Consider the following 19,929-nt stretch of genomic DNA (forward strand, 5'->3'; position numbering starts at 1 on the left):
CCGATCCTCCGCGGAGAAACCGACACAGATCGTCCTCAACTCGTCGCGCTGAAGAAGCTGGTCGAAGCTCGAGGCACGCAACGCCGGAGCGTAAGCACCTCAATCGCTCCCTCAGGGAGTCTTCGGCCTAGCCGTCGTGGACTTCTTCGCCGCGGTCGTTGACTTGGCGGTCGTTGACTTGGCAGCCGTTGATTTAGCGGTCGTCTTCTTCGCCGCAGTCGACTTCGTCGCAGTCGTCGACTTAGCTGCGGTCTTCGCTGGAGCCTTCTTGGCAGCAGTGGTCTTCGCAGCCGTCGACTTCTTCGCAGGAGCCTTCTTGGCCGGAGCCTTTTTGGCGGGCGCCTTCTTCTTGGCTGGTCCCTTCGCACGCTTCTCAGCCAGGAGCTCGGCGGCGCGAGAGAGGGTCATCGACTCGACTGAATCGTCCTTGCGCAGAGTGGCGTTGAACTCGCTGTCGGTGACGTAGGGGCCGAAACGACCGTCCTTGACGACGACAGGCTTCTTCGACACCGGGTCCTCGCCGAGTTCCTTCAACGGTGCTGCCGCTTGGCGACCGCCGCGCTGCTTCGGCTGAGCGTAGATCTTCAGCGCCTCTTCCAAGGTGATGTTGAAGATCTGATCTTCCTCGGTCAGCGACCGTGAGTCGGTGCCCTTCTTCAGGTACGGTCCGTAGCGGCCGTTCTGGGCGGTGATGTCGGTGCCTTCTTCGTCCTGGCCGACGACGCGGGGAAGGCTGAGCAGAGTCAGTGCCGTCTCAAGGTCGATCGAATTCAGGTCCATGGACTTGAACAGGGAGCCGGTGCGAGGCTTAGGCTTCTTCGCTCCGCGCTTGGGCTTCTCTTCAGGTTCGGGCAGGACTTCGGAGACGTACGGGCCGAAACGCCCGTTCTTCGCCACGATCGTGTGTCCGGTCTCGGGGTCGACACCGAGTTCACGGTCACCGTCGCCCTGCGATTCGATGAGTTCAGCGGCCTTGGCTGCTGTCAGCTCATCCGGTGCCAGGTCTTCGGGGACCGACACACGCTTCGGGTCGGCACCCTCTTCGGTGGCCGGAACCTCGAGGTACGGGCCGTAACGACCCACACGCAGGTTCACACCCTCGCTGATGACGACGGTGTTGACCTCACGGGCATCGATGTCGCCGAGGTCATCGACGACTTCTCTCAAGCCTTCACGGTCCTGGGACTTGTCACCGAAGTAGAAGCTGGCCAACCACGCATTGCGGTCTTCCTCGCCCATGGCGATGCGGTCGAGCTCGGACTCCAAATCGGCGGTGAACGCGTAGTCGACGAGCCTGGTGAAGTGCTCTTCGAGGAGACGGACGACCGAGAATGCCAACCAGCTGGGCACCAATGCGTTGCCGCGAGTCGTGACATAGCCGCGGTCCTGGATCACGGAGATCGTGGCTGCGTAGGTCGAAGGACGGCCGATGCCGAGTTCTTCGAGCTGTTTGACCAGGCTGGCTTCTGTGAAGCGTGGTGGTGGAGCCGTTGTGTGCCCGTCGGCTTCGGCCTTGACCACGGACAGCGACTGTCCCTCTTCGACCTGGGGCAGTCGTGACTCGTCCGATTTCTTGTCATAGCGTCCGGCGTCGGTGCCCTCTTCGTAGGCTGCGAGGAACCCTCGGAAGGTGATGACGGTGCCACTGGCACTGAAGCCGGCGTCGTGGCCGTCGGCGAGGTCGGCGCGGACCTTGATCGTTGCGGTCTTGCCCTTGGCGTCGGCCATCTGGCTGGCGACGGTGCGCTTCCAGATCAGGTCGTAGAGGCGGAATTCATCACCGCTGAGTGATTTCGAGACCTGAGCTGGTGTGCGGAAGGAATCACCGGAGGGACGGATCGCCTCGTGAGCCTCCTGCGCTGACTTCTGCTTGCCCGAGTAGGTGCGAGGCGACTGCGGGACGAATTCGGGACCGTAGAGTTCGGTCACCTGCTTGCGAGCAGCGGAGATCGCCTGGCCCGACAGCGATGAGGAGTCGGTACGCATATAGGTGATGTAGCCGTGTTCGTACAGCGACTGGGCGGTGCGCATGGCCTGACGGGCGCTCATGCGCAGCTTGCGGCCGGCTTCCTGCTGCAGGGTCGAGGTCGTGAACGGAGCGGCCGGTTTGCGTGAGTACGGCTTCGATTCGACGGCCGTGACCGTCAGCGCGTCCTTCGCGGTGCCGTTGAGTTCTGTGGCCAAGGACTCGGCCCTGGCCTGGTCGACGACAATGGCCGAAGAGTTCTTCAGTTCGCCCTTGTCGTTGAAGTCGCGGCCCGAGGCCACACGTGAGCCGTCGAGGGTCGACAGATTCGCTGCAAATGGGCTGGTGCCGTCGGGCAGTCCCAGGTCGACGTCGAGGTCCCAGTAGTCGGCGGAGACGAAGGCCATGCGTTCGCGTTCGCGTTCGACGACAAGGCGCGTCGCCACGGACTGGACACGGCCAGCAGAGAGGCCAGCACGGATCTTGCGCCACAGGACCGGTGAGATCTCGTAGCCGTAGAGCCGGTCGAGGATACGGCGAGTCTCCTGCGCGTCGACGAGTGCGGTGTCGATCTCACGGGTGTTCTCCAAAGCCCGTTCGATGGCCTCGGGGGTGATCTCGTGGAAGACCATGCGCTTGACGGGGATCTTCGGCTTGAGGACTTCGAGAAGGTGCCAGGCAATGGCCTCACCTTCGCGGTCCTCATCTGTTGCGAGATAGAGTTCGTCGGCGTCTTTGAGGAGGCGCTTGAGTTCGGTGACCTTCTTCTTCTTGCCCGGGTCGACACGGTAGTAAGGGTCGAAGTTGTTGTCGACGTCGACAGCAAACTTGCCGTACGGACCCTTCTTCATGTCTGCCGGGAGTTCGGACGGGGTGGGAAGGTCGCGGATGTGGCCGACCGACGCCTCAACGTCGTAACCCTCTCCGAGGTACCCAACGATCGTTCGCGCCTTCGTCGGGGACTCGACGATGACGAGACGGCGGGGCTGCTTCTCGGTTGTGGTCACGCTTTCACATTCCTCTCACGGCGCCGGATGATCGAATAAACGGACGATCCGGCCCAATGTAACACTGATGATCGTGCACGACCTGCATCGGGTTGATGCAGTGAATCTCTACGGCAACGGTATTCGATCCTACCGTTATTCCGTCTTCCCACCGTTCACAGGCAGCACTGCGCCAGCGGCGACGAGCTGTCTCACCTGAGCAATGAGCTGGTCTTCGAGCGCGGTCGGGTTGACGTCGAGCAGCTGTGCCAGAGCCACCGCGGTCTGCCGCAGAGACAGGCTGCCGTCGGCAACCGAGACGAAACCGGCTAAGGCCGTATCGAGGTCGAAGACCTGCCCGAATCCGATCCCCTGCTCCAACGTGATCGAGCTCGGATCCGATTCCCCGGGCACATGGTGGCGGTGTTCGACGAGGTCCGGGGATCGGGTGAAGACCGTCTCCGCGATCTCCTCGGCCCCAGCCGTGGCCAGCCACGACTTCAGCTCAAATGTGGTCGCGACGAACTGTCCGAGTCCATGCGGATTGTTCGCAATCGCCGAGGTGGTCCTGACCTTGGTCTTGAACGTGGAGGATGCCTGTTCTGACTTGTGCATGATGACGTAGCCGAAGACGACTTCGCTCACCTCGCGTGTATCGAAGTCGTCCATCCAGGCTGCGGTTGCCTCGTTCCAATCCTGGCCGGCACGAGGAATTCCGCCGTCTCGAATCCACGTCTCCGCATAGGCGACGGGGTCGAGGGCTTCACGTTCGATGACGAGCACTGAGGTGTCCGGGTCGGTAACCCAGGCTTCCGGCCCTGCATCCACCGCCGAGGTGGTCTCCCAGTTCCCGAGGCACACGGACCGTCCTTTCGGTTGGAGATGGTCGGGAATCGCGGTGAACAGGGACCGCACCAACCGGTCGCCGGTCATTCCACCGTCCCGGTACTCGAAGTTGGTCACGGTGGTGCGCGGGGTGATGACGAAGGGAGGATTGGACACGAGCAGGTCGACTGGCTCGGTGAGTGGTTCGAGCATGGACCCTGCCCGGAATTCGATGTTGTCCACGCCGTTGAGTCTCGCGCTGAGTCCGGTCAGGTGCAGGGCTCGCTGTGAGATGTCGGTGGCGATGACGCGGTCGCTGTGGCGGGCCAGAAGCAGAGCTTGGATTCCGCATCCGGTGCCGATGTCGGCGGAGAGTCTGACGTGCTCGCGGGGTGTCAGTGACACGAGTGTGCGTCCTGCCCCTCCGAGGCCGAGCACGAAGTCGCCGTCGAGGACTTCGGGATTGATGAGTGTCCCATGGTCACTGACGAGGTAGAGATTTTCGTCACCGTGACGCAATCCCCGAGGGACGCCGACCGGCAAGTCATAAGGGGTGACCGCGAACGGAGCGGACACGCGTCCATTATCCCCCACCTCGGCGCGGGTGCTGGTTTCGGCGTGGTTGCTCGTCTCGAGCAGTCCACTGTGGATGGCGACTCCGAACGCGTCCTCACCGAGTGCGGCACGCGCCGCTTCGGTGCTGACCGAACGATGGAAGTGAAAGAGCATGGCAAGCGCCGCCAGGTGCTGGTCAAAAGTCGTCTGTGTCTCGGCTGCTTCGAACACCTTCTGGCAGTGGTGGATCGCGGGGGCGGCGTTGTTGCGCACCAGCGCGGAGGCGATGGGTCCACCCCAGAACTGTCGGAGTCGCGGCTCTGTGTATCCAGCCTTGTAGAGTCGGTCTGCCACGAGGGTCATGTCTTGTTCACTCACACACAGATCCTAACGACTGTGCCCCGATGTGTCCGACTGAGCCATAATTGGGGCCATGGCCTCTTCTGCTCTTCTCGACATCGTCACCGGTTTCGGTGCCCGGGATGACCGGATCGTCCACGTGCGCGATATTCCACAGCGGTTCGAACATGAGTCGGACTGGCCGGAGTGGATCGATGAGGAACTCAAACACGCCTGTCATGCCATCGGCGTCGATCAGCTGTGGGACCACCAGTGCGAGGCAGCACAGGCCGCGCGAGACGGATCCGATGTCGTCATAGCCACCCCCACCGCCTCGGGGAAATCCTTGGGATTCTGGCTTCCGGTCCTCGAAGCCATTCAGAGCACCCGCACGAAGCTGCGCACCTCCTCGGCTATCTACATCGCACCGACGAAGGCGTTGGCCGCCGATCAGATGGCGAACTTGGAGAAGCTCATCGTCCAGGGAATGCGGCCGGCGACCTACGACGGTGACACGCCTCAGGAGTCCAAGGACTGGGCCCGGCGGCATGCGAACATCATTTTCACCAACCCGGACATGCTTCATCGTGGGATACTGCCGCAGCATGAACGGTTCTCGCGGCTGTTCAAATCACTGCGCTTCATCGTCATCGACGAGGCCCACCGCTACCGGGGAGTCTTCGGCTCTCATGTCGCACTGATCCTGCGGCGTCTGCTGCGCATCGCCGCCCATTATGGGGCACACCCAGTGGTCATTGGAGCTTCGGCGACGATGGCGAACCCAGATGAGGCGTTCTCCAAGCTCACCGGACGCGAAGTGCACGCAGTCAGTCAGGATTCGTCTCCTCGAGCCCAGGGCAGCTTCGCTCTCTGGGAACCACCGGTCTCTCCGGGAGGCGAGCGCCGCAGCGGACTGGTCGAAGCCGCCGATATCCTCACCGATGCAATGTGTGCAGGGTATCGCTCGATTGCGTTCATCGCCTCCCGTCGCGGCACGGAGGCCCTGGCCTCGACCGTCCGTGACCAGGTCAGTCAGGTCGATGGCTCATTGAAGGACAAGGTCGCGGCCTATCGCGGCGGCTATCTAGCCGAGGAGCGCAGACTTCTCGAATCCGCACTGCGGTCGGGTCGTCTGCTGGCGGTTGCGTCGACGAATGCCCTTGAGCTCGGAATCGACATCTCCGGCCTTGACCTCGTCATCATCTCCGGCTGGCCCGGTACCTTGGCGTCACTGTGGCAGCAGGCGGGACGCGCCGGTCGTGCGGGACAGCGGTGGATGGCCGTGTTCATCGCCCGTGACGACCCGCTGGACACTTATGTTGTGAACCATCCTGAGGTCATCTTCGATGCTCCCGTCGATGCGGGAGTCATCCATCCCGGGAATCCGCATGTTCTGGGAGGGCACCTGTGTGCTGCGGCTGCAGAGGTGCCGTTGCGGGAAGCCGATCTTGTCCATTTTCCGTCCAACTCCGCCGAGGTGCTCGCTGATCTGGTCGAGCGAAAGCTCCTGCGCGCACGCCCTACCGGATGGTTCTGGGCCAAGGATGAACCGGCAGCGAACATGTCTGATATTCGTGGCAGCGGTGGCGGCCAGTTCCGTCTGGTCGAGGCCAGCACCGGTGCACTCTTGGGCACTGTCGATGAGTCCGGGGCCTTCACCGGCGCCCATCCCGGCGCGGTCTACACGCATCAGGGTGCCGATTTCACTGTCCTCGATCTTGATCTCGAGGATCATGTTGCATTCGTGGAGCGCGCCGAGGTCGATTACACGACGCAGGCCCGGTCGCAGACCGAGATCGACATCGTCGGCACCGATCAGCAGCGGGCTCTGCCGTCTGGAGTCACGGTGTGCAGCGGGACTGTCGGCGTGAAAGATCATGTCGTCGCGTACCGGATGCGGGCCAAGCGTGGCGGGGCGATCATCGCCGAACACGAGCTCGATCTGCCCGAACGTTCCTTGGAGACCAAGGCAGTGTGGTGGACGATTCCACAGACCCTGTTGGATGAAGCTGAGATCGTCGCCGCTGACCTGCCCGGCGCCGTTCATGCGGCCGAGCATGCCTCCATCGGCCTATTGCCGCTGTTTGCCGGCTGCGACCGCTGGGACATCGGCGGTGTCTCCACCGCCCGGCACGCTGACACCGGAATGGCCACGGTCTTCGTCTACGACGGTCTTGCCGGTGGTGCCGGATTCGCCGAACGCGGCTATGAGGTCATCGAAGGATGGCTCGGAGCGACACGCGATGCAATCTCGGCGTGCGATTGCGCCGATGGCTGCCCGTCGTGCGTACAGTCACCGAAGTGTGGAAACGGCAATGAACCCTTGGAGAAGGATGCAGCTTTGCGGCTGTTGCGCACCATCTTGGACTGACCAGCTCCTTCATCTCTGACCATCTGTTCTACTTCCCGGCCACGGCCTTCTCCTTCACTTTGGGGAGGGGACCGGGGATGTCGACTTCAACCTGAATATAGGCGCTCTGCTCAGACGTTGAGGCTCGACAGTCGGTGACGGCTGCCCCGTTGCGCTTCGCGACCTCCTTCGCGATGTCGCAGGGTTCACCGGCAGCGAGTCCGCGAACTGCGTCTGCTGCTGCGAGCACGGCCAGATCGGCGGCACTCTGCGCCGTGCTGTGGGCCGCGAAGGCTTGGCTGAGTCCACCGATGGCGGTGACGAGGACCAGGATCATCGAACACAGTCCGGCAACGATATTCGTCACGGCAGTCCGCCTGACGTGTGAGGACCCAGCGCCTCACTGGTAGTGGAGCGGTCGCCCTCAGTTCGCGCCGTTGCCTCGGCCTCGACCTCGTTGATGAAGATGATTGCCGCGGGAAGTTCGATGGTGACGGTCACCGTCGAATATCCGCCTTCGGAACGGACCAGCACTTCGGAGGCCTGTCCGGCGTGCTTCTTCGCTTCGGTCACGACCGCTGCCTGAGGCTCGCCGCGGGCGATTTCCCGGGCCGCAGATCTGGCTGCGTCGAAGGCTCTCAGCTGGGAGAAGCCGACGGCGGCTGCTCCTGTGAGCACGATGATGAGAAGCACGATGGCGGGCATGACGACAGCGAATTCGGCCGTGGCCGTACCCGCATCCCGGTGCTGCTTTCCTCGTCGGTCACAGGAACATCCGGTCGCCACGTCAGGCTCCGAGTCCGAGCGCTGTCTGGATCACGCCGGTGACGAGTTCTTTGATCGGTTCCGATTTCAGAATGACGACCAACAGCGCTGCGAATCCGCAGGCTGCGAGGGTGGTGATCGCATATTCTGCGGTCGTCGCTCCTGCGTCGGGGCCCCATGGTTCTGGGGAGTCGTCCTCTCGCCACGATTCTGCGCTGTCGATGGCGCCTGCAGACGTATCTGGGTCGGTGTCGGTGCTGGTGTCGGTACCGACGCCGCGCGCATCGCCCCATTGCGGGTACAACGGCCCGTCACAGTCCTTCGCCTTAGTTCCTGTGCTCATAGTCTCCTCCTCGTTGAAGCCCCCGTTCGCGGTCTGCGAAGGGAATTTCAGTGTTGGAGGGGACGCGGGCTCACGTCCAGAGCCGACAATCAGGCTGTGGAAACAGGTTCAGCGTCCACAGCCGATACACGCTCGAGTCGAGCCAGACTCCACAGGCTGGCGCACTCGAGTCGGTTCGATCGACTGAGCCTCAACCTGCGAAGCACGGAGTGTGTGGATCAGACGGCCAAGGGTCAGCCTCTGCCTGCCCACTCCTCCTTGAGGATCGCCATCAGGACTTCATCGTGACGGCGACCGTTGAAGAAGACAGCCTCACGACGGCGCCCTTCTTCGACGAATCCGGCCTTCGTGTATGAGGCGATACCGCGAGTGTTGAACGCCCATGTCTGCAGCTCGATACGATTGAGTCCCAACTGCAGGAAGCCGTATTTGATGCCCAAACGCACAGCATCGGAGCCATAGCCGCGGCCGTGGAACTCGGGTCCGAGGATGATGGCCAGGGTGGCGGACTGGTTGACCGAATTCCGGCCGAAGAGTGTCACGTGGCCGACGAATTCTTCGGTCTCGAGCAGTTCGATGCTGAAGCCGACTGCGTTCGTGTCCTTGTTCGCGCTCCACAGCGAGAACTCTTCGGACACTCCGCCTTCGGGACGCGGGAGGACTGTGTGGTTCTGAAGGACCACGATCGAGGGGTCGAACCACCACTGTTCGAGGTAGGGAAGATCCTCTTGCTGGAGCGGACGAAGCCGTACGTGCCGACCTGTGAAGAGGTTGTCAGCGTATGCTTCAGCTTGTTCGACGTTGGACAGTTGATCGAAGGGCGTTACCGGTGCCATCCCCCGACCTTAGCAAGGTCAGCTGAACGGCCGGTCGACGGTCGCTTGAAACAGCCGAAATGGGCACACGACGGGTGGGGTCAGCGAGCGCAGTCGAAGCGTGAAGTCGGCAGGTTGTGTCAGAAGAAGACGGTCGTCAGATCCGATAGCAGCGAAATGACAACGGGAACGACCGATAGCAGCAGGAATGACGGCAGGATGCAGACTCCGAGCGGCACGACAAGTTTGACGCCCAAGGCCGCAGCTGCCTCCTGTCGTCGCCGGCGGGAGGAGTCCCGCAGTTCCTTCGCGACAGACTCGATGAGTGGGGCCGGACCGACGCCCGTGTGTTCAGAGAATTCGAAGACCTCGAGAACGGGAACAAGTCGGTCATCATCGGACAGGTCTTGGCCTCCGATCGTCATGGATCGCGAGATTCGCCCCAGGCGTGATCGGTCGTCTGTCGCCTCGGCGGTCAATGCCAGTGCAACCGGGATCGGCAGCCCGGAGGTGAGGCAGATGGCCACGAGGTCAAGGTCGAAGGCGAGCAGGTCATCGTCTACCCGAGAAACCGGCCGGGTATCAAGCTGCGAATTCCTGCGGGGTTCATCTGCAGCAGTGCGGTCGACGCCATCTCGACCAGAGGAACCGCCAACTCGTACACCCTGCCCGTCGAGCAGACGTCTCAGCCGCCCGTCGGACCTGCCCGACCACAGCAGGGCTCCGATCGCGATGAGTGCGCCCACCAGGACTGCGGTCATATCGTTCAGCGCTCCGCCCGAATCATCATTCGCCTCATCCACCAGCGACCAAGAAAGTAGAGGGCGAATCCACCCCCGATACTCAACCGCCCCGGCAGGCCCGAGAAGAGTTCACCTGGTTGGACGCCGATCAGCAGGCCGAGACCGATACCGATCAGTGGCAGCCAGCTGAGCACGCGGACTGTCGCGCGAGGTCCGGCCATGGCGATACGTCTTTCCCGATCGGCGTCGAGGGCACTGCGCTGTGCCTTCGCATACCGGAGAATCATGTCGGCTGCGGGTGCACCGGACCGTTCCGACACGGTCCACACGGACGACATGCCGGCAAATATTGCGGCCGCTGCCGCTGGCAGTGCCGCTCCCCTGGTGGCAATGGCTCGTCCGGGCTCTTCCCCCAGAGAGATCGCACGTGAGATCGGTGCCAGTTGTGCATTCTGCCTGCTCAGAGTCGCCATCACTGCCTGCGGAGTCATGCCCACCTTGAGCAGATGCGCACAGTTCTCCACCGCTGAAATCGCCCATAGTTTCTCCTGCTCTGGGTCCTCTTTGGTTTGTCGTCGACCCCGGCTGGAGTCGTCTCGGTCCTGACGTGGGCGGAGCAGATCCTGCAGTCGCGCTGCCGGATCCAGCGGTGCGCTGAGGATGATGCTCAGTGCCATCAGCACTCCGAGGGCGGCGATCATCAGGCTGCCTTCTGCTCGAGCACTGCTTCGAATCGGCTCAGCGCACGACGATTGAACGTTCCCTCGGACAGCGGAGAGGGACGACCCCAGACGGGTTCCATCGTGACCCCGCTGCTGTTCTCCCGGATCGGGATTGCCAGTTCCGTGATTCCTCGATCCGCTCCGATTCGTCGCAGGTGGATGACGAGGTCGATGGCGGTGGAAAATTGCGAGAACACGGCTTGTGGACTCATGTTCGCCAAGGCTCCCAGTGCTGCCACGCGGCTGGGTACGGCTTCGGCCGTGTTCGCATGGATTGTGGCGCTGCCGCCCTCGTGGCCGGTGTTCAGTGCCGTGAGCATGTCCCGAACCTCGGCTCCGCGACACTCTCCGACGACGAGGCGGTCGGGGCGCATCCGCAGGGCGTTGCGGACGAGGTCCGTCAACGTCACCTCACCACCGCCTTCGACATTGGCTTGGCGCGCGGCGAGCTGGACCACGTGGGAGTGCCCGACGATGAGCTCCCGAGAGTCCTCGACGATGACGATGCGGTGATCCGAGTCGACAAGCCCCAGAAGAGCGCCGAGGAGGACCGTCTTTCCGGTTCCTGTGCCACCGGAGATGAGGATGTTGGCGCGAGATCGGACCGCATCGATGAGGAGTTCGTGCACCTCGTCGGGAATGAATCCGCCCGCGCATAGTTGGTCAAAGGTAAAACCAGCGTGCCGGGGAACGCGGAAGGAGATCGTGGTGTGCTCACCGGAGATCGGTGGCACGATCGCGTTCATGCGCACCCCGTCGGGCAGTCTGACATCGACGAACGGCGAGGAATCATCGAGACGCCGGCCGCCCAGAGCCGCCAAGCGCACGGCCAAGGACCGTACTTCGTCCTCGGAGCCCAAAGACAGGTCGAGTAGCTGGGGGCCCGTTCCGGTGTCGGCGAAGATCTCACGTGGTCCGTTGACGAAGACATCGGTGGTGTCGGCAACTTCCAGCACCGATTGGAGGGGGCCGGCACCTGAGAGTTGCGCGGACAGTCGGTTCACAAGTTCGAGGAGGGCGCTGGAACCGAGCACCCGACCGGTCCGTTGAACCGCCTCGGCGACGGCTGCTGTGGTCACTGGTCCCGGATTGTCGAGCAGAGTCTTGCGCACCTCCGCCACGAGCGTGGCGTCGAGCCATTCGCTCATTCCACCCACTCCCCCAGGAGTCGGTCGACGAGCTTTCCCAGCCGTGCCCCGCCCGGTATGCCCTCGCCGCGGTCGACGGCCGCGGACAGACCACGGTCGTCGCGGATGCTGCCGGCGAGGTCGAGGCCGATGGATTCCGCGAGGAGCTCGGCATCGAGCCCTCCGGCGCCGGTGTCACGAACGACGAGACGAACGTCAGGATGGGATTGGGACAGTCGTTTGGCGACTTGAGATGCCGCCACTGCCGACCTGACCCGTGCCGGGGAGACAAGGAGAACATGATGGCAGCGGCGAGTCCACTGTGGTGGGGCGTGGCGTGGCAGATCCACGATGACGAGTTCGAACGCCTGCCCGGCAGCGGCCAGGAAGTCATCGAAGACATCCGGGTCGAGATCGAGGATGTCGTCCCGACCCCAGGACAGGATCGCCAGGCCCTCGTGGCGTGGCAATGCCTGACTCAGAGTCGAGGGGCGAAGCTGTCCGCGTGAAGCGCTGAGATCGGCCCAACGGGGTCCGGGGACCTGCTCTGCTCCGAGCACCAGATCGAGTCCACCGCCCAGGGGATCGGCGTCGACGAGGACGGTGCTCACATCCGGTCCGGCGCGGCGGGCGAGAGCACACGAGAGCACCGAAGCGCCCGCTCCTCCGCACCCGGCGACAACTCCGACAGTCACACCAGGTGTCACAGGTGGTTCGACGGCTGCGATCATGCGTCCGCTCAGCCATTCGGCGGCAGAGGGCAGAACCGCCAACTGTTCGACGCCGAGGTGGGCCGCACGTTTCCATGCCGAGCTGGGTTCATCCCCGTCAAGGACGACGAGGATGCGGTCCGCATGGTCGGTGGGCGGGGCTTCGCGAACGTCCTCGCCGAGGAGAATGAGCGAAGCGTTCTGCCAACCGCCCGAATCCGGAGGCAGAACCTTGAGTGAGATGCCGATGCTTTCGGCCACTCGTGCGCATTCGTCGGTGATGGCGCCGAGGTCGGTGATGAGTGCTACCTGCATGGTGACAGCGTGGTCCTGCCCTCCTCGTTGAGGACAGCACGGATAGACAGCCTGTGGACAGAACACAGAAGGGGCGGCTCCTGTGCGCTTAAGTCACAGGAGCCGCCCCTGTCTGGTCGGCTTGAGCATCTGGCCTGGCCATGTGCCCCATGGGCGCGGTTCGGCGCTTTCAGCTCAGTTGGTCAGACGTCGTGTGCTCGGATCATTGTCCACAAGCCCGAGCACACGAGTCGACCGATATGGAATCAGCCCCGCTGGACACCTTCGGTGTTGCGCAGGAGTCCTTCACGACCGTCGGAATCACGGACCTTGAACCACGAACCGTTGTCTTCGAGCCCGAGGAACCAGTCTCCCGGGTAGATCGTGAACACCGGCATACCGGTGGTCGCATCCACGGCTTCGCGCGGTTCGGGAACGGCGAACCAGAACGCTTGGATGACGGTCTGGCCATTTCCGTGGTTGGCCCCGCCCTGATCAGCGTCATTCCGGTTCTCACCCGACCCGTCCTCGCGGTCGTCAGGATTATTGCCGGGCTGAACTGCACTCTGGACGACAGTCTCGTCCTCGTCGATCGTGGAGGTGTTCGACGACGAATTCGATGAAACGTTCGCAGCTCCGAACTGTGGAGCTGAGGGCGCATTCTCGGCGTTGTCTCCGGCACGTCCCCTTGCTTCTCCGGTGTCCGAGCCGCTGCCGCTGTGACCGTTACTGCTGCGGTCGTCATTGCTGTGACCGCCGACGGGCACATACTGCGTCGGTTCGTCAGCTTCCGGATGAGTCTGACGTTCCGAATCGGACTCTGCAACGCTGGTTGCGGCGGATCCGTTGACGACAGTGGCGTCGCCTCCTGTTGTGCTGCCCTCGCTGCGGTCGGCATTCGCAGAGTCGGCTGAATCGGCTGAGTCAGTCGAGCCGTTCGAATCGTTCTCCGGCTTCAGCGCTACTCCCTCGGAGGCACGAACGTTGGTGTCCGAGTCGTGAGCGTTGACCTTCGTGGCGAACGAACTGCCCTCCGCAGGAGAAGCAGAATCGTCGCCGATCAGTGCTGAGGACTCTTCCGGAGACGATGTCGCGGTCTCACCTGCAACATGATCGGTTTCGCTGTCGGTCTGTGCGCCAGTTGCCTCGGATTCGGTGTCCGTGCTGGGGGCGGCATGCCGTCCGCGCCGACGTTCCGATTCAGAACCGTCTTCGGAATCCGAGCTCCGGTCCGAATCCGAGCTCGCGGATGCGGCTCCAGCAACAGCTGCACCGGCGCCCAAGACGCCTGCACCTGCGACAGCAGCAGTCGTGCCCGCTCCCAACGAATCGTTGTCACCACTGTCAGACTGTGGGGCGCTGACGTTTGAACTGTCAGCAGGCACCGGAGCCTGAACTGCTGTTTCACCGTCGTTGCTCCACGGCGACTCTTCACGATGAGCACCGAAGCCAAAAGTCTGCGTCGGTTCACTCTGAGTGTGCTGTGGGTCTTGTGGGTGCTGGTCGCCCAGGTAGGTCTGACCTGACCCGGTGCTCTGCACTGCCTGGTCCGCCGAGTCATCGGCAGCCGCTGCAGAGTCAAAAGACGACTCCTGCGCCTGCTGCTCGGGTGGAGCATATGGACTGTTGCCACCGGTTCCGATCGGCTGACCGATCTGGTCTTGTCCACCGGGCTGGCCGTTCTGCTCCGGCGCAGCGAACTGCCCCGACTGGCCTGGCTGGCCGAACTGCCCTTGCTGATCGTGCTGGCTGAACTGATTCGCTCCACCCTGCTGACCGGGCTGTCCGAACTGATCGGCGCCACCTGGCTGACCGGGCTGTCCTGGCTGTCCCCCTGCGCCGAACTGGTTCTGTCCATCGTACTGTCCGGGGCCGCCTGGCTGTCCCGGATGCATAGGGGCACCTGGCTGACCCTGCGAACCGATCGGACCGTTGGGCTGGCCGCCATTGGGCTGGCTACCGTAGGGCGCACCGAACCCACCCGGGCCGTTGTGGGCACCTGGCATATTCGCTACTGGGGCTGGGTGCGGCACGCTCTTGGTCACCGGGCGTGCCTTCGGATGCGCGGCAACGTCCTCGCGAATCACGAACTCCTTGTTGAAGAAGGGGAGCATTGTGAATACGCCCGCAAAGAAGGCAATCAAAGCTGCGAAGAACGCGAGGTACGCTCCGACGTGCCAGAACTGAACCGAGGTCAGCAGGTGAACGAATGCGAAGGTGAACGCAGCACCGGAGAGAACCGAGATCGCCTGATCAAGACTGAGGGAACCGACCTTGAGACTGCCGTTGCCGAATTTGCCGACAAGGACAGCAGCCACGATCAACCAGATTCCGAACACATCGAAAGTCAGGGTGCCCATAGCGTCGATGGACCACTGCCACATCGACCACGAGACGAATCCAGCGGTCTTGAACGGCACGAAGAGAACAACCAGCGAAAGAAGTCCCGCGAAGAGCAGGAACAGATCGCGCAGGGTCAGCGGACCGAGAAGACCCGGTCCGGTGCGAGGACTCTTCTGAACGCCAGGCCCCGCAGAGCCGAACTGACCAGGCGCAGAACCATAGGGTCCCGGTCCTCCCGAACCATATGGCCCCGGCGCTGAGCCGTAGGGACCGGGTCCTGGAGCTGAACCGTAAGGGCTCGGGCCGGTGTTCTGCGGGACTGGACCCGAACCGTAGGGTCCTGGTCCGGCTGAACCGTAAGGCCCTGGGCCTCCTGAACCATAGGGTCCCGGTCCACCTGAACCATAGGGACCTGGGCCAGCCGAACCCACAGGACCACCGCCGTACCCTCCGGGCCCGGACGACTGAGATTCATGGCCGGCACCGAAAGCAGGTCCTGATCCGTACGCCGGCCCCTGGCCGAACGGTGGTTGGTTACTCGGCCCGGGGTTCTGCGCGTGCGGATCGTGCCACTGCTGTGGTCCCGATCCGGTGGGGTGCTGCGGCGAACTCATCGATTGCTCCAGTCGCTCGTGGGGACAGGGTCGTCAAACTTCATGTGTCTGTCTAGTTTCCATCCTGACAGACTCCGACCCCATCCTTGCAGAACAGGACCCCCTGCGCACTCCTTCTGTGCCGCCTGTCAGCTGTCGTTGAATATCAGGATGGGCCTCGCTCCCGTTTCACTCGGCTCATAGAGTGTGCCGTATAGCACAGGCTCTGTGCGATTGCTACCCCCGCAAACCACCGTTCATCGAACGGACGACGGTGCCCCCGGGGCCCTTCTCGGGTATACAGTGCAACTAGAATTTTCGATCCATCAATGAAGCCGGAGGGAAAAATGACCGACAGCACAGCAGAATCCGAAACCTTTGCCCCATCTGAAGAGTTCGTTGCTGCCGCCAATGTCAAGGCCGACGAATACGAACGTGCCGATGCCGATTACCTGAGCTTCTGGGCCGAGCAGTCTCGTGACCTCGTTGACTGGAACGAAGACTTCGGCGAAGTGCTCGACTGGACTGACCCTCCATTCGCCAAGTGGTTCATCGGCGGCAAACTCAACGTGGCCTACAACTGCCTCGACCGCCACGTCATCGCGGGCAACGGCGATCGCGTTGCCATCAACTTCGAGGGGGAACCCGGCGACTCCCGTTCCTTCACCTACGCAGAACTGCTCGCCGAAGTGTCCAAAGCGGCCAACGCCCTCACCGACCTCGGGGTCAAAGCCGGAGATCGCGTGGCAATCTACCTGCCCATGATCCCTGAAGCGATGATCTCAATGCTCGCCTGCGCCCGCCTCGGCGCAGCCCATTCTGTTGTCTTCGGCGGCTTCTCTGCCGACGCGCTGCGCTCACGCATCATCGATGCCGAGGCACGCGTGGTCATCACCGCGGACGGCAGCTACCGCCGCACCAAGGCCACCAGCCTCAAACCCGCCGTCGACGAAGCTATGTCGCACGGAGACACTCCCGTCGAAACCGTTCTCGTGGTCCGCCGCACCGGTCAGGACGTCGAAATGGTCGACGGCCGGGATCAGTGGTGGGACGAGACCATGGAAACCATGAGTCCTGAACACGAATGCGAGTTCTTCGATTCCGAGAACCCGCTGTTCATTCTCTACACCTCGGGAACGACAGGTAAGCCGAAAGGCATTCTGCACACTTCAGGCGGATACCTCACTCAGGTGCTCTACTCCATGAAGGCCGTCTTCGACATCAAGCCCGAATCCGATGTCTTCTGGTGCACGGCCGACGTCGGCTGGGTCACCGGACATTCCTACGTCACCTACGGTCCGTTGGCCGCTGGCGTCACGCAGATTGTCTACGAAGGCACACCCGACACTCCTCACCAGGGCCGCTGGTGGGAGATCATCGAGAAGTACAAGGCAACGATCCTCTATGCCGCACCGACGGCGATCCGCACGTTCATGAAATGGGGCGAGGAGATCCCAGCCAAGTACGATCTCTCCAGCCTTCGCCTGCTCGGCAGCGTCGGCGAACCGATCAACCCGGAAGCCTGGCGCTGGTACCACCGCGTCGTCGGCGGTGAGAATTGCCCCATCGTCGACACCTGGTGGCAGACGGAGACCGGCGCGCATATGATCGCTCCGCTTCCCGGTGTGATGTCGACGAAGCCAGGATCCTCGCAGCGTCCCATTCCCGGCGTCTCCGTCGATGTCGTCGACGATGAGGGCAACAGCCCCGCCGGCCCAGAGGGCGGGCTGCTCGTCATTCGTCAGCCGTGGCCGTCCATGCTGCGCGGTATCTGGAAAGATCCCGAGCGCTTCAAAGAGACCTATTGGTCACGCTTCGAGGACACCTATTTCGCAGGGGATGGTGCCAGGCGCGATGAAGATGGTGACATCTGGTTCCTCGGGCGTGTCGATGACGTGATGAACGTGTCGGGGCACCGTCTGTCGACTACTGAGATCGAGTCCTCCTTGGTTGCTCACCCCTATGTCGCCGAGGCAGCTGTGGTCGGAGCTGCCGACGATACGTCCGGCCAGGCCGTCGTCGCGTTCGTCATCGTGGGCAACGATGTCGAGGACTCTCCGGAAACGTCCGAGACGCTGCGGAAGCACGTCGGCAAGGACATCGGGCCGATCGCGAAGCCGAAAAAGGTTCATATCGTGTCCGAACTGCCGAAGACACGCTCCGGCAAGATCATGCGCCGTCTGCTCAAAGACGTCGCCGAACACCGCAAGGTGGGAGACTCCTCGACCCTGGCCGACTCCTCGGTCATGGATCTAATCGAAGAATCTGTGTCAAAGGACTGATCCTGCTGCATTAAGGCGACACTGAGGCAAACCCGCCGGTGAGAACGGATGCTCGCAAAGAGCCGTTCCGGATTCATCTGGCGGGTTTTTCTCGTTTTACTGCCCGTATTTCTTTGGTCACCGGGCGCGTTCAGACTACTCTTAAGAAAGATTGTCCAAGTTTTTGTCGATAGGAGCACTCATGGCTGAGAGGTCGATCAGCGAACTGATCAAAGGCATCGGCGACGATTCCAAAGCGATCGCCGAGGAAGAAATTGCGCTGGCCAAGGCTGAAGCCACAGCCGGGGCGAAGAACTTGGGCATTGGATCGGCACTTGCTGTCGTGGCCCTGTTTTTCTTGTTCTTGTCATCGTTCATGGTGATTTTCGCCGGGGCCGCCGCATTCCACGAGGGCCTGGGTTGGCCGTGGTGGGGAAGCTTCCTCATTGTCTTCGGCATCCTCGCGGTGCTCGCCATCATCCTCGTTCTGATTGCCCTGCCGCTGTTCAAGAAGGGCAACCCGGTTCCGGGCACAGCGATCGATTCGGCCAAGTCGTTGTTCGCCTCGGTCAAGCGCGCACTGAAGAACCCTTCAGGTCCGCGTTACTGACAGATCTCGCAACAAAGCACAGCAGAACAGCTCCACACTCGGTGGCGTCGGGCTCGGCCCGGCGCCACCGAGTGCATTCACTCGGCAGGCATTGTGATGATGTACGCGCAGATCTTTTCGCCGAACAGGAATTCGACCGGGCTGCTCTCGCGACGTGATCGTGGCTTGTCATGTGGCTGTCTTCGTTTTTTCGGCGGGCCGTGGGCCCGGCTGGTTTCCGGGCGACGTCGTCGCTTCGTCACGTCGAACTCACCCTCGGCTGCCTCAACCTCACCAGGTTTGCTCTCGGCTGCCTCAACCTCACTGTCGACTGCAGAGGACTTGCCGGCGCGGGAGTCGATGGGTTTGGTCCGGGTCTCGTAGCGGTTGCCCGTCGGGGTCTTCACAATCAGCTTCTCGGGAGTCGCTAAGTGCTTCCGACCGTTGAGTTCCTTGACGAAGTTACAGGCGGCGCACAGGCCCGAGGCGTTGTCCCAATCCGTATCGCCGCCGGCGGCGAAGGCTCTGGCATGGTCGGCGTGCTTGATCTGTGCATCGCACCACGGTGAGCGGCAGACGTCGTCACGAATGACGATCATGCGTCGCAGCAGCCCGGGGAACTCCCTACGCCGGGAATCCATGCGCACCAGCTGGCCGTCGTCGGGGCGTGCATAGAGCCTGCGCAGGAAGACGGCCGCTTCGTTCCCTGCCACGAACTTCCGGGCGGCTCCAGCGGGTACGGGGCCGAAACCCGGAAGCCAGGCCGGCTCCTCGCCGGCGCACACCAAGCTGTCATCATTCATCACAAGATGGATCTCGGTCGGAACCGCGGCGGCACACTCCTGGCCAGTTGTCCGCTCGACGAGCAGGTCCGCTATCACCTGGGACTGTGAGCGTTGGCCTGCATCTCCCGTCCCAATCAGGGAGGCCGCCGACTTCTTCAGGTTTGTGTACACGGCCACGGCCTGGGGCATGGGCAGCAGTGCACTGAGATAGGCCATGTTGCCTGGGGCCGGACGAACCGAGACTGCCCGTTCCTCAGTGCATTTCTCAAGGTGCTCAACGGCGGCCTTCTGGTCGACCTGCTGTGCCAGAGCCCGGACTTCGTTGCCCAACCGCCCGACTCCCACCTCGGCGAGGCGATCGGCCATCCGCTCGTCGATCTGTCGACGTTTGTCCCGGGGAAGCCCATCGGTTTCCTTCGCAACGGCACGAGCCTTCTCTTCGGATGTGCGGCCGGATTTCAGCGCCGAATAAGTCTGGGGCAGATCGATGAGCAGGGAGCGCGAGAATTTCAGCAGCGTGCTGCCTCGGGCTCGGGAGACTTTGCGGGCGAGTGCGATCTCTGCGCCGACACTCTTGCCCTGCATTCTGCTTGGCACTCCGTCTTCGGCTTCGCTGTTGCGTCGGTGCATGTCGAAGGTCAGGGTTTCCCTGGCTTGGGCAGCGGTCGCGGCAGACGTCAGTTCCTCGAGTGCAGTGATCCGAGCGATCGCCTCAACCTCGCTGAGGGCCGGAGGCAGATTCGACAGCACCTCATGCCACCGGTGGATCTCGGTGGTGACGTCGGGAACCGTCTCTGCTTCCATACCAAACAGGCTAG

General features: G+C 62.7%; 15 protein-coding genes. 3 read left to right on the forward strand and 12 right to left on the reverse strand.

Annotation, left to right across the window (positions count from 1 at the left end):
• Nucleotides 1-111: 111 nt before the first annotated feature.
• Entirely contained in the window at nt 112-2,973 is a 2,862-nt protein-coding gene (gene topA / locus INT40_RS15800; protein WP_193072026.1) for a type I DNA topoisomerase, read from the reverse strand.
• A 135-nt stretch (nt 2,974-3,108) separates the two neighbouring features.
• Nucleotides 3,109-4,710 carry a class I SAM-dependent methyltransferase gene (locus INT40_RS15805; protein ID WP_319020914.1) on the reverse strand — a complete coding sequence of 534 codons (1,602 nt, stop codon included), beginning with the start codon at nt 4,708-4,710 and terminating at the stop codon, nt 3,109-3,111.
• Nucleotides 4,711-4,765: 55 nt separating this feature from the next.
• Between INT40_RS15805 and INT40_RS15810 the strand changes: the two genes are divergently transcribed.
• Nucleotides 4,766-7,042: a DEAD/DEAH box helicase gene (locus INT40_RS15810; RefSeq protein ID WP_193072025.1), complete on the forward strand. Its 2,277-nt coding sequence runs from the start codon at nt 4,766-4,768 to the stop codon at nt 7,040-7,042.
• Between the two features lie 28 nt (nt 7,043-7,070).
• Here the strand turns inward: INT40_RS15810 and INT40_RS15815 are convergent, their stop codons facing one another.
• The 9 genes from INT40_RS15815 to INT40_RS15855 form a co-directional block, all read right to left on the reverse strand.
• The gene (locus tag INT40_RS15815; RefSeq protein ID WP_101570698.1) at nt 7,071-7,388 is read right to left on the reverse strand and encodes an Rv3654c family TadE-like protein; all 318 of its coding nucleotides are present in this window, start codon (nt 7,386-7,388) and stop codon (nt 7,071-7,073) included.
• Nucleotides 7,385-7,807, reverse strand: coding sequence for a TadE family type IV pilus minor pilin (locus INT40_RS15820; RefSeq protein WP_193072024.1), 423 nt, complete (start codon nt 7,805-7,807; stop codon nt 7,385-7,387). The genes INT40_RS15815 and INT40_RS15820 overlap by 4 nt, the downstream gene beginning before the upstream one ends.
• A 1-nt stretch (nt 7,808) precedes the next feature.
• Nucleotides 7,809-8,129, reverse strand: coding sequence for a DUF4244 domain-containing protein (locus INT40_RS15825; RefSeq protein ID WP_193072023.1), 321 nt, complete (start codon nt 8,127-8,129; stop codon nt 7,809-7,811).
• A 233-nt stretch (nt 8,130-8,362) separates the two neighbouring features.
• On the reverse strand, nt 8,363-8,965 hold the full coding sequence (locus INT40_RS15830) for a GNAT family N-acetyltransferase (RefSeq protein WP_101570704.1): 603 nt from the start codon (nt 8,963-8,965) through the stop codon (nt 8,363-8,365).
• Nucleotides 8,966-9,084: 119 nt separating this feature from the next.
• Nucleotides 9,085-9,705, reverse strand: coding sequence for a type II secretion system F family protein (locus INT40_RS15835; RefSeq protein ID WP_193072022.1), 621 nt, complete (start codon nt 9,703-9,705; stop codon nt 9,085-9,087).
• Nucleotides 9,706-9,710: 5 nt separating this feature from the next.
• The gene (locus INT40_RS15840) at nt 9,711-10,388 is read right to left on the reverse strand and encodes a type II secretion system F family protein (RefSeq protein ID WP_193072021.1); all 678 of its coding nucleotides are present in this window, start codon (nt 10,386-10,388) and stop codon (nt 9,711-9,713) included.
• Nucleotides 10,388-11,557, reverse strand: a complete 1,170-nt coding sequence (locus tag INT40_RS15845; protein ID WP_101570713.1) for a TadA family conjugal transfer-associated ATPase — start codon at nt 11,555-11,557, stop codon at nt 10,388-10,390. The genes INT40_RS15840 and INT40_RS15845 overlap by 1 nt, the downstream gene beginning before the upstream one ends.
• A complete protein-coding gene (ssd, locus tag INT40_RS15850; RefSeq protein WP_193096496.1) occupies nt 11,554-12,561 on the reverse strand; it encodes a septum site-determining protein Ssd in 1,008 nt (335 codons plus the stop codon). Before ssd ends, INT40_RS15845 begins: the two co-directional genes overlap by 4 nt.
• A gap of 245 nt (nt 12,562-12,806) precedes the next feature.
• A complete protein-coding gene (locus tag INT40_RS15855) occupies nt 12,807-15,497 on the reverse strand; it encodes a hypothetical protein (protein ID WP_193096497.1) in 2,691 nt (896 codons plus the stop codon).
• Between the two features lie 326 nt (nt 15,498-15,823).
• Between INT40_RS15855 and acs the strand changes: the two genes are divergently transcribed.
• Nucleotides 15,824-17,758 carry an acetate--CoA ligase gene (gene acs, locus INT40_RS15860; protein WP_101570717.1) on the forward strand — a complete coding sequence of 645 codons (1,935 nt, stop codon included), beginning with the start codon at nt 15,824-15,826 and terminating at the stop codon, nt 17,756-17,758.
• A 181-nt stretch (nt 17,759-17,939) separates the two neighbouring features.
• Nucleotides 17,940-18,347, forward strand: a complete 408-nt coding sequence (locus INT40_RS15865) for a phage holin family protein (RefSeq protein WP_101570719.1) — start codon at nt 17,940-17,942, stop codon at nt 18,345-18,347.
• A gap of 77 nt (nt 18,348-18,424) precedes the next feature.
• Here INT40_RS15865 and INT40_RS15870 read toward each other — a convergent pair whose 3' ends face one another.
• On the reverse strand, nt 18,425-19,915 hold the full coding sequence (locus INT40_RS15870; RefSeq protein WP_193096498.1) for an HNH endonuclease: 1,491 nt from the start codon (nt 19,913-19,915) through the stop codon (nt 18,425-18,427).
• Nucleotides 19,916-19,929: the final 14 nt, after the last annotated feature.

Origin of the sequence: Brevibacterium sp. FME17 (assembly GCF_014897515.1) — a bacterium.
In the GTDB taxonomy this organism is placed as follows: Bacteria; Actinomycetota; Actinomycetes; order Actinomycetales; family Brevibacteriaceae; genus Brevibacterium.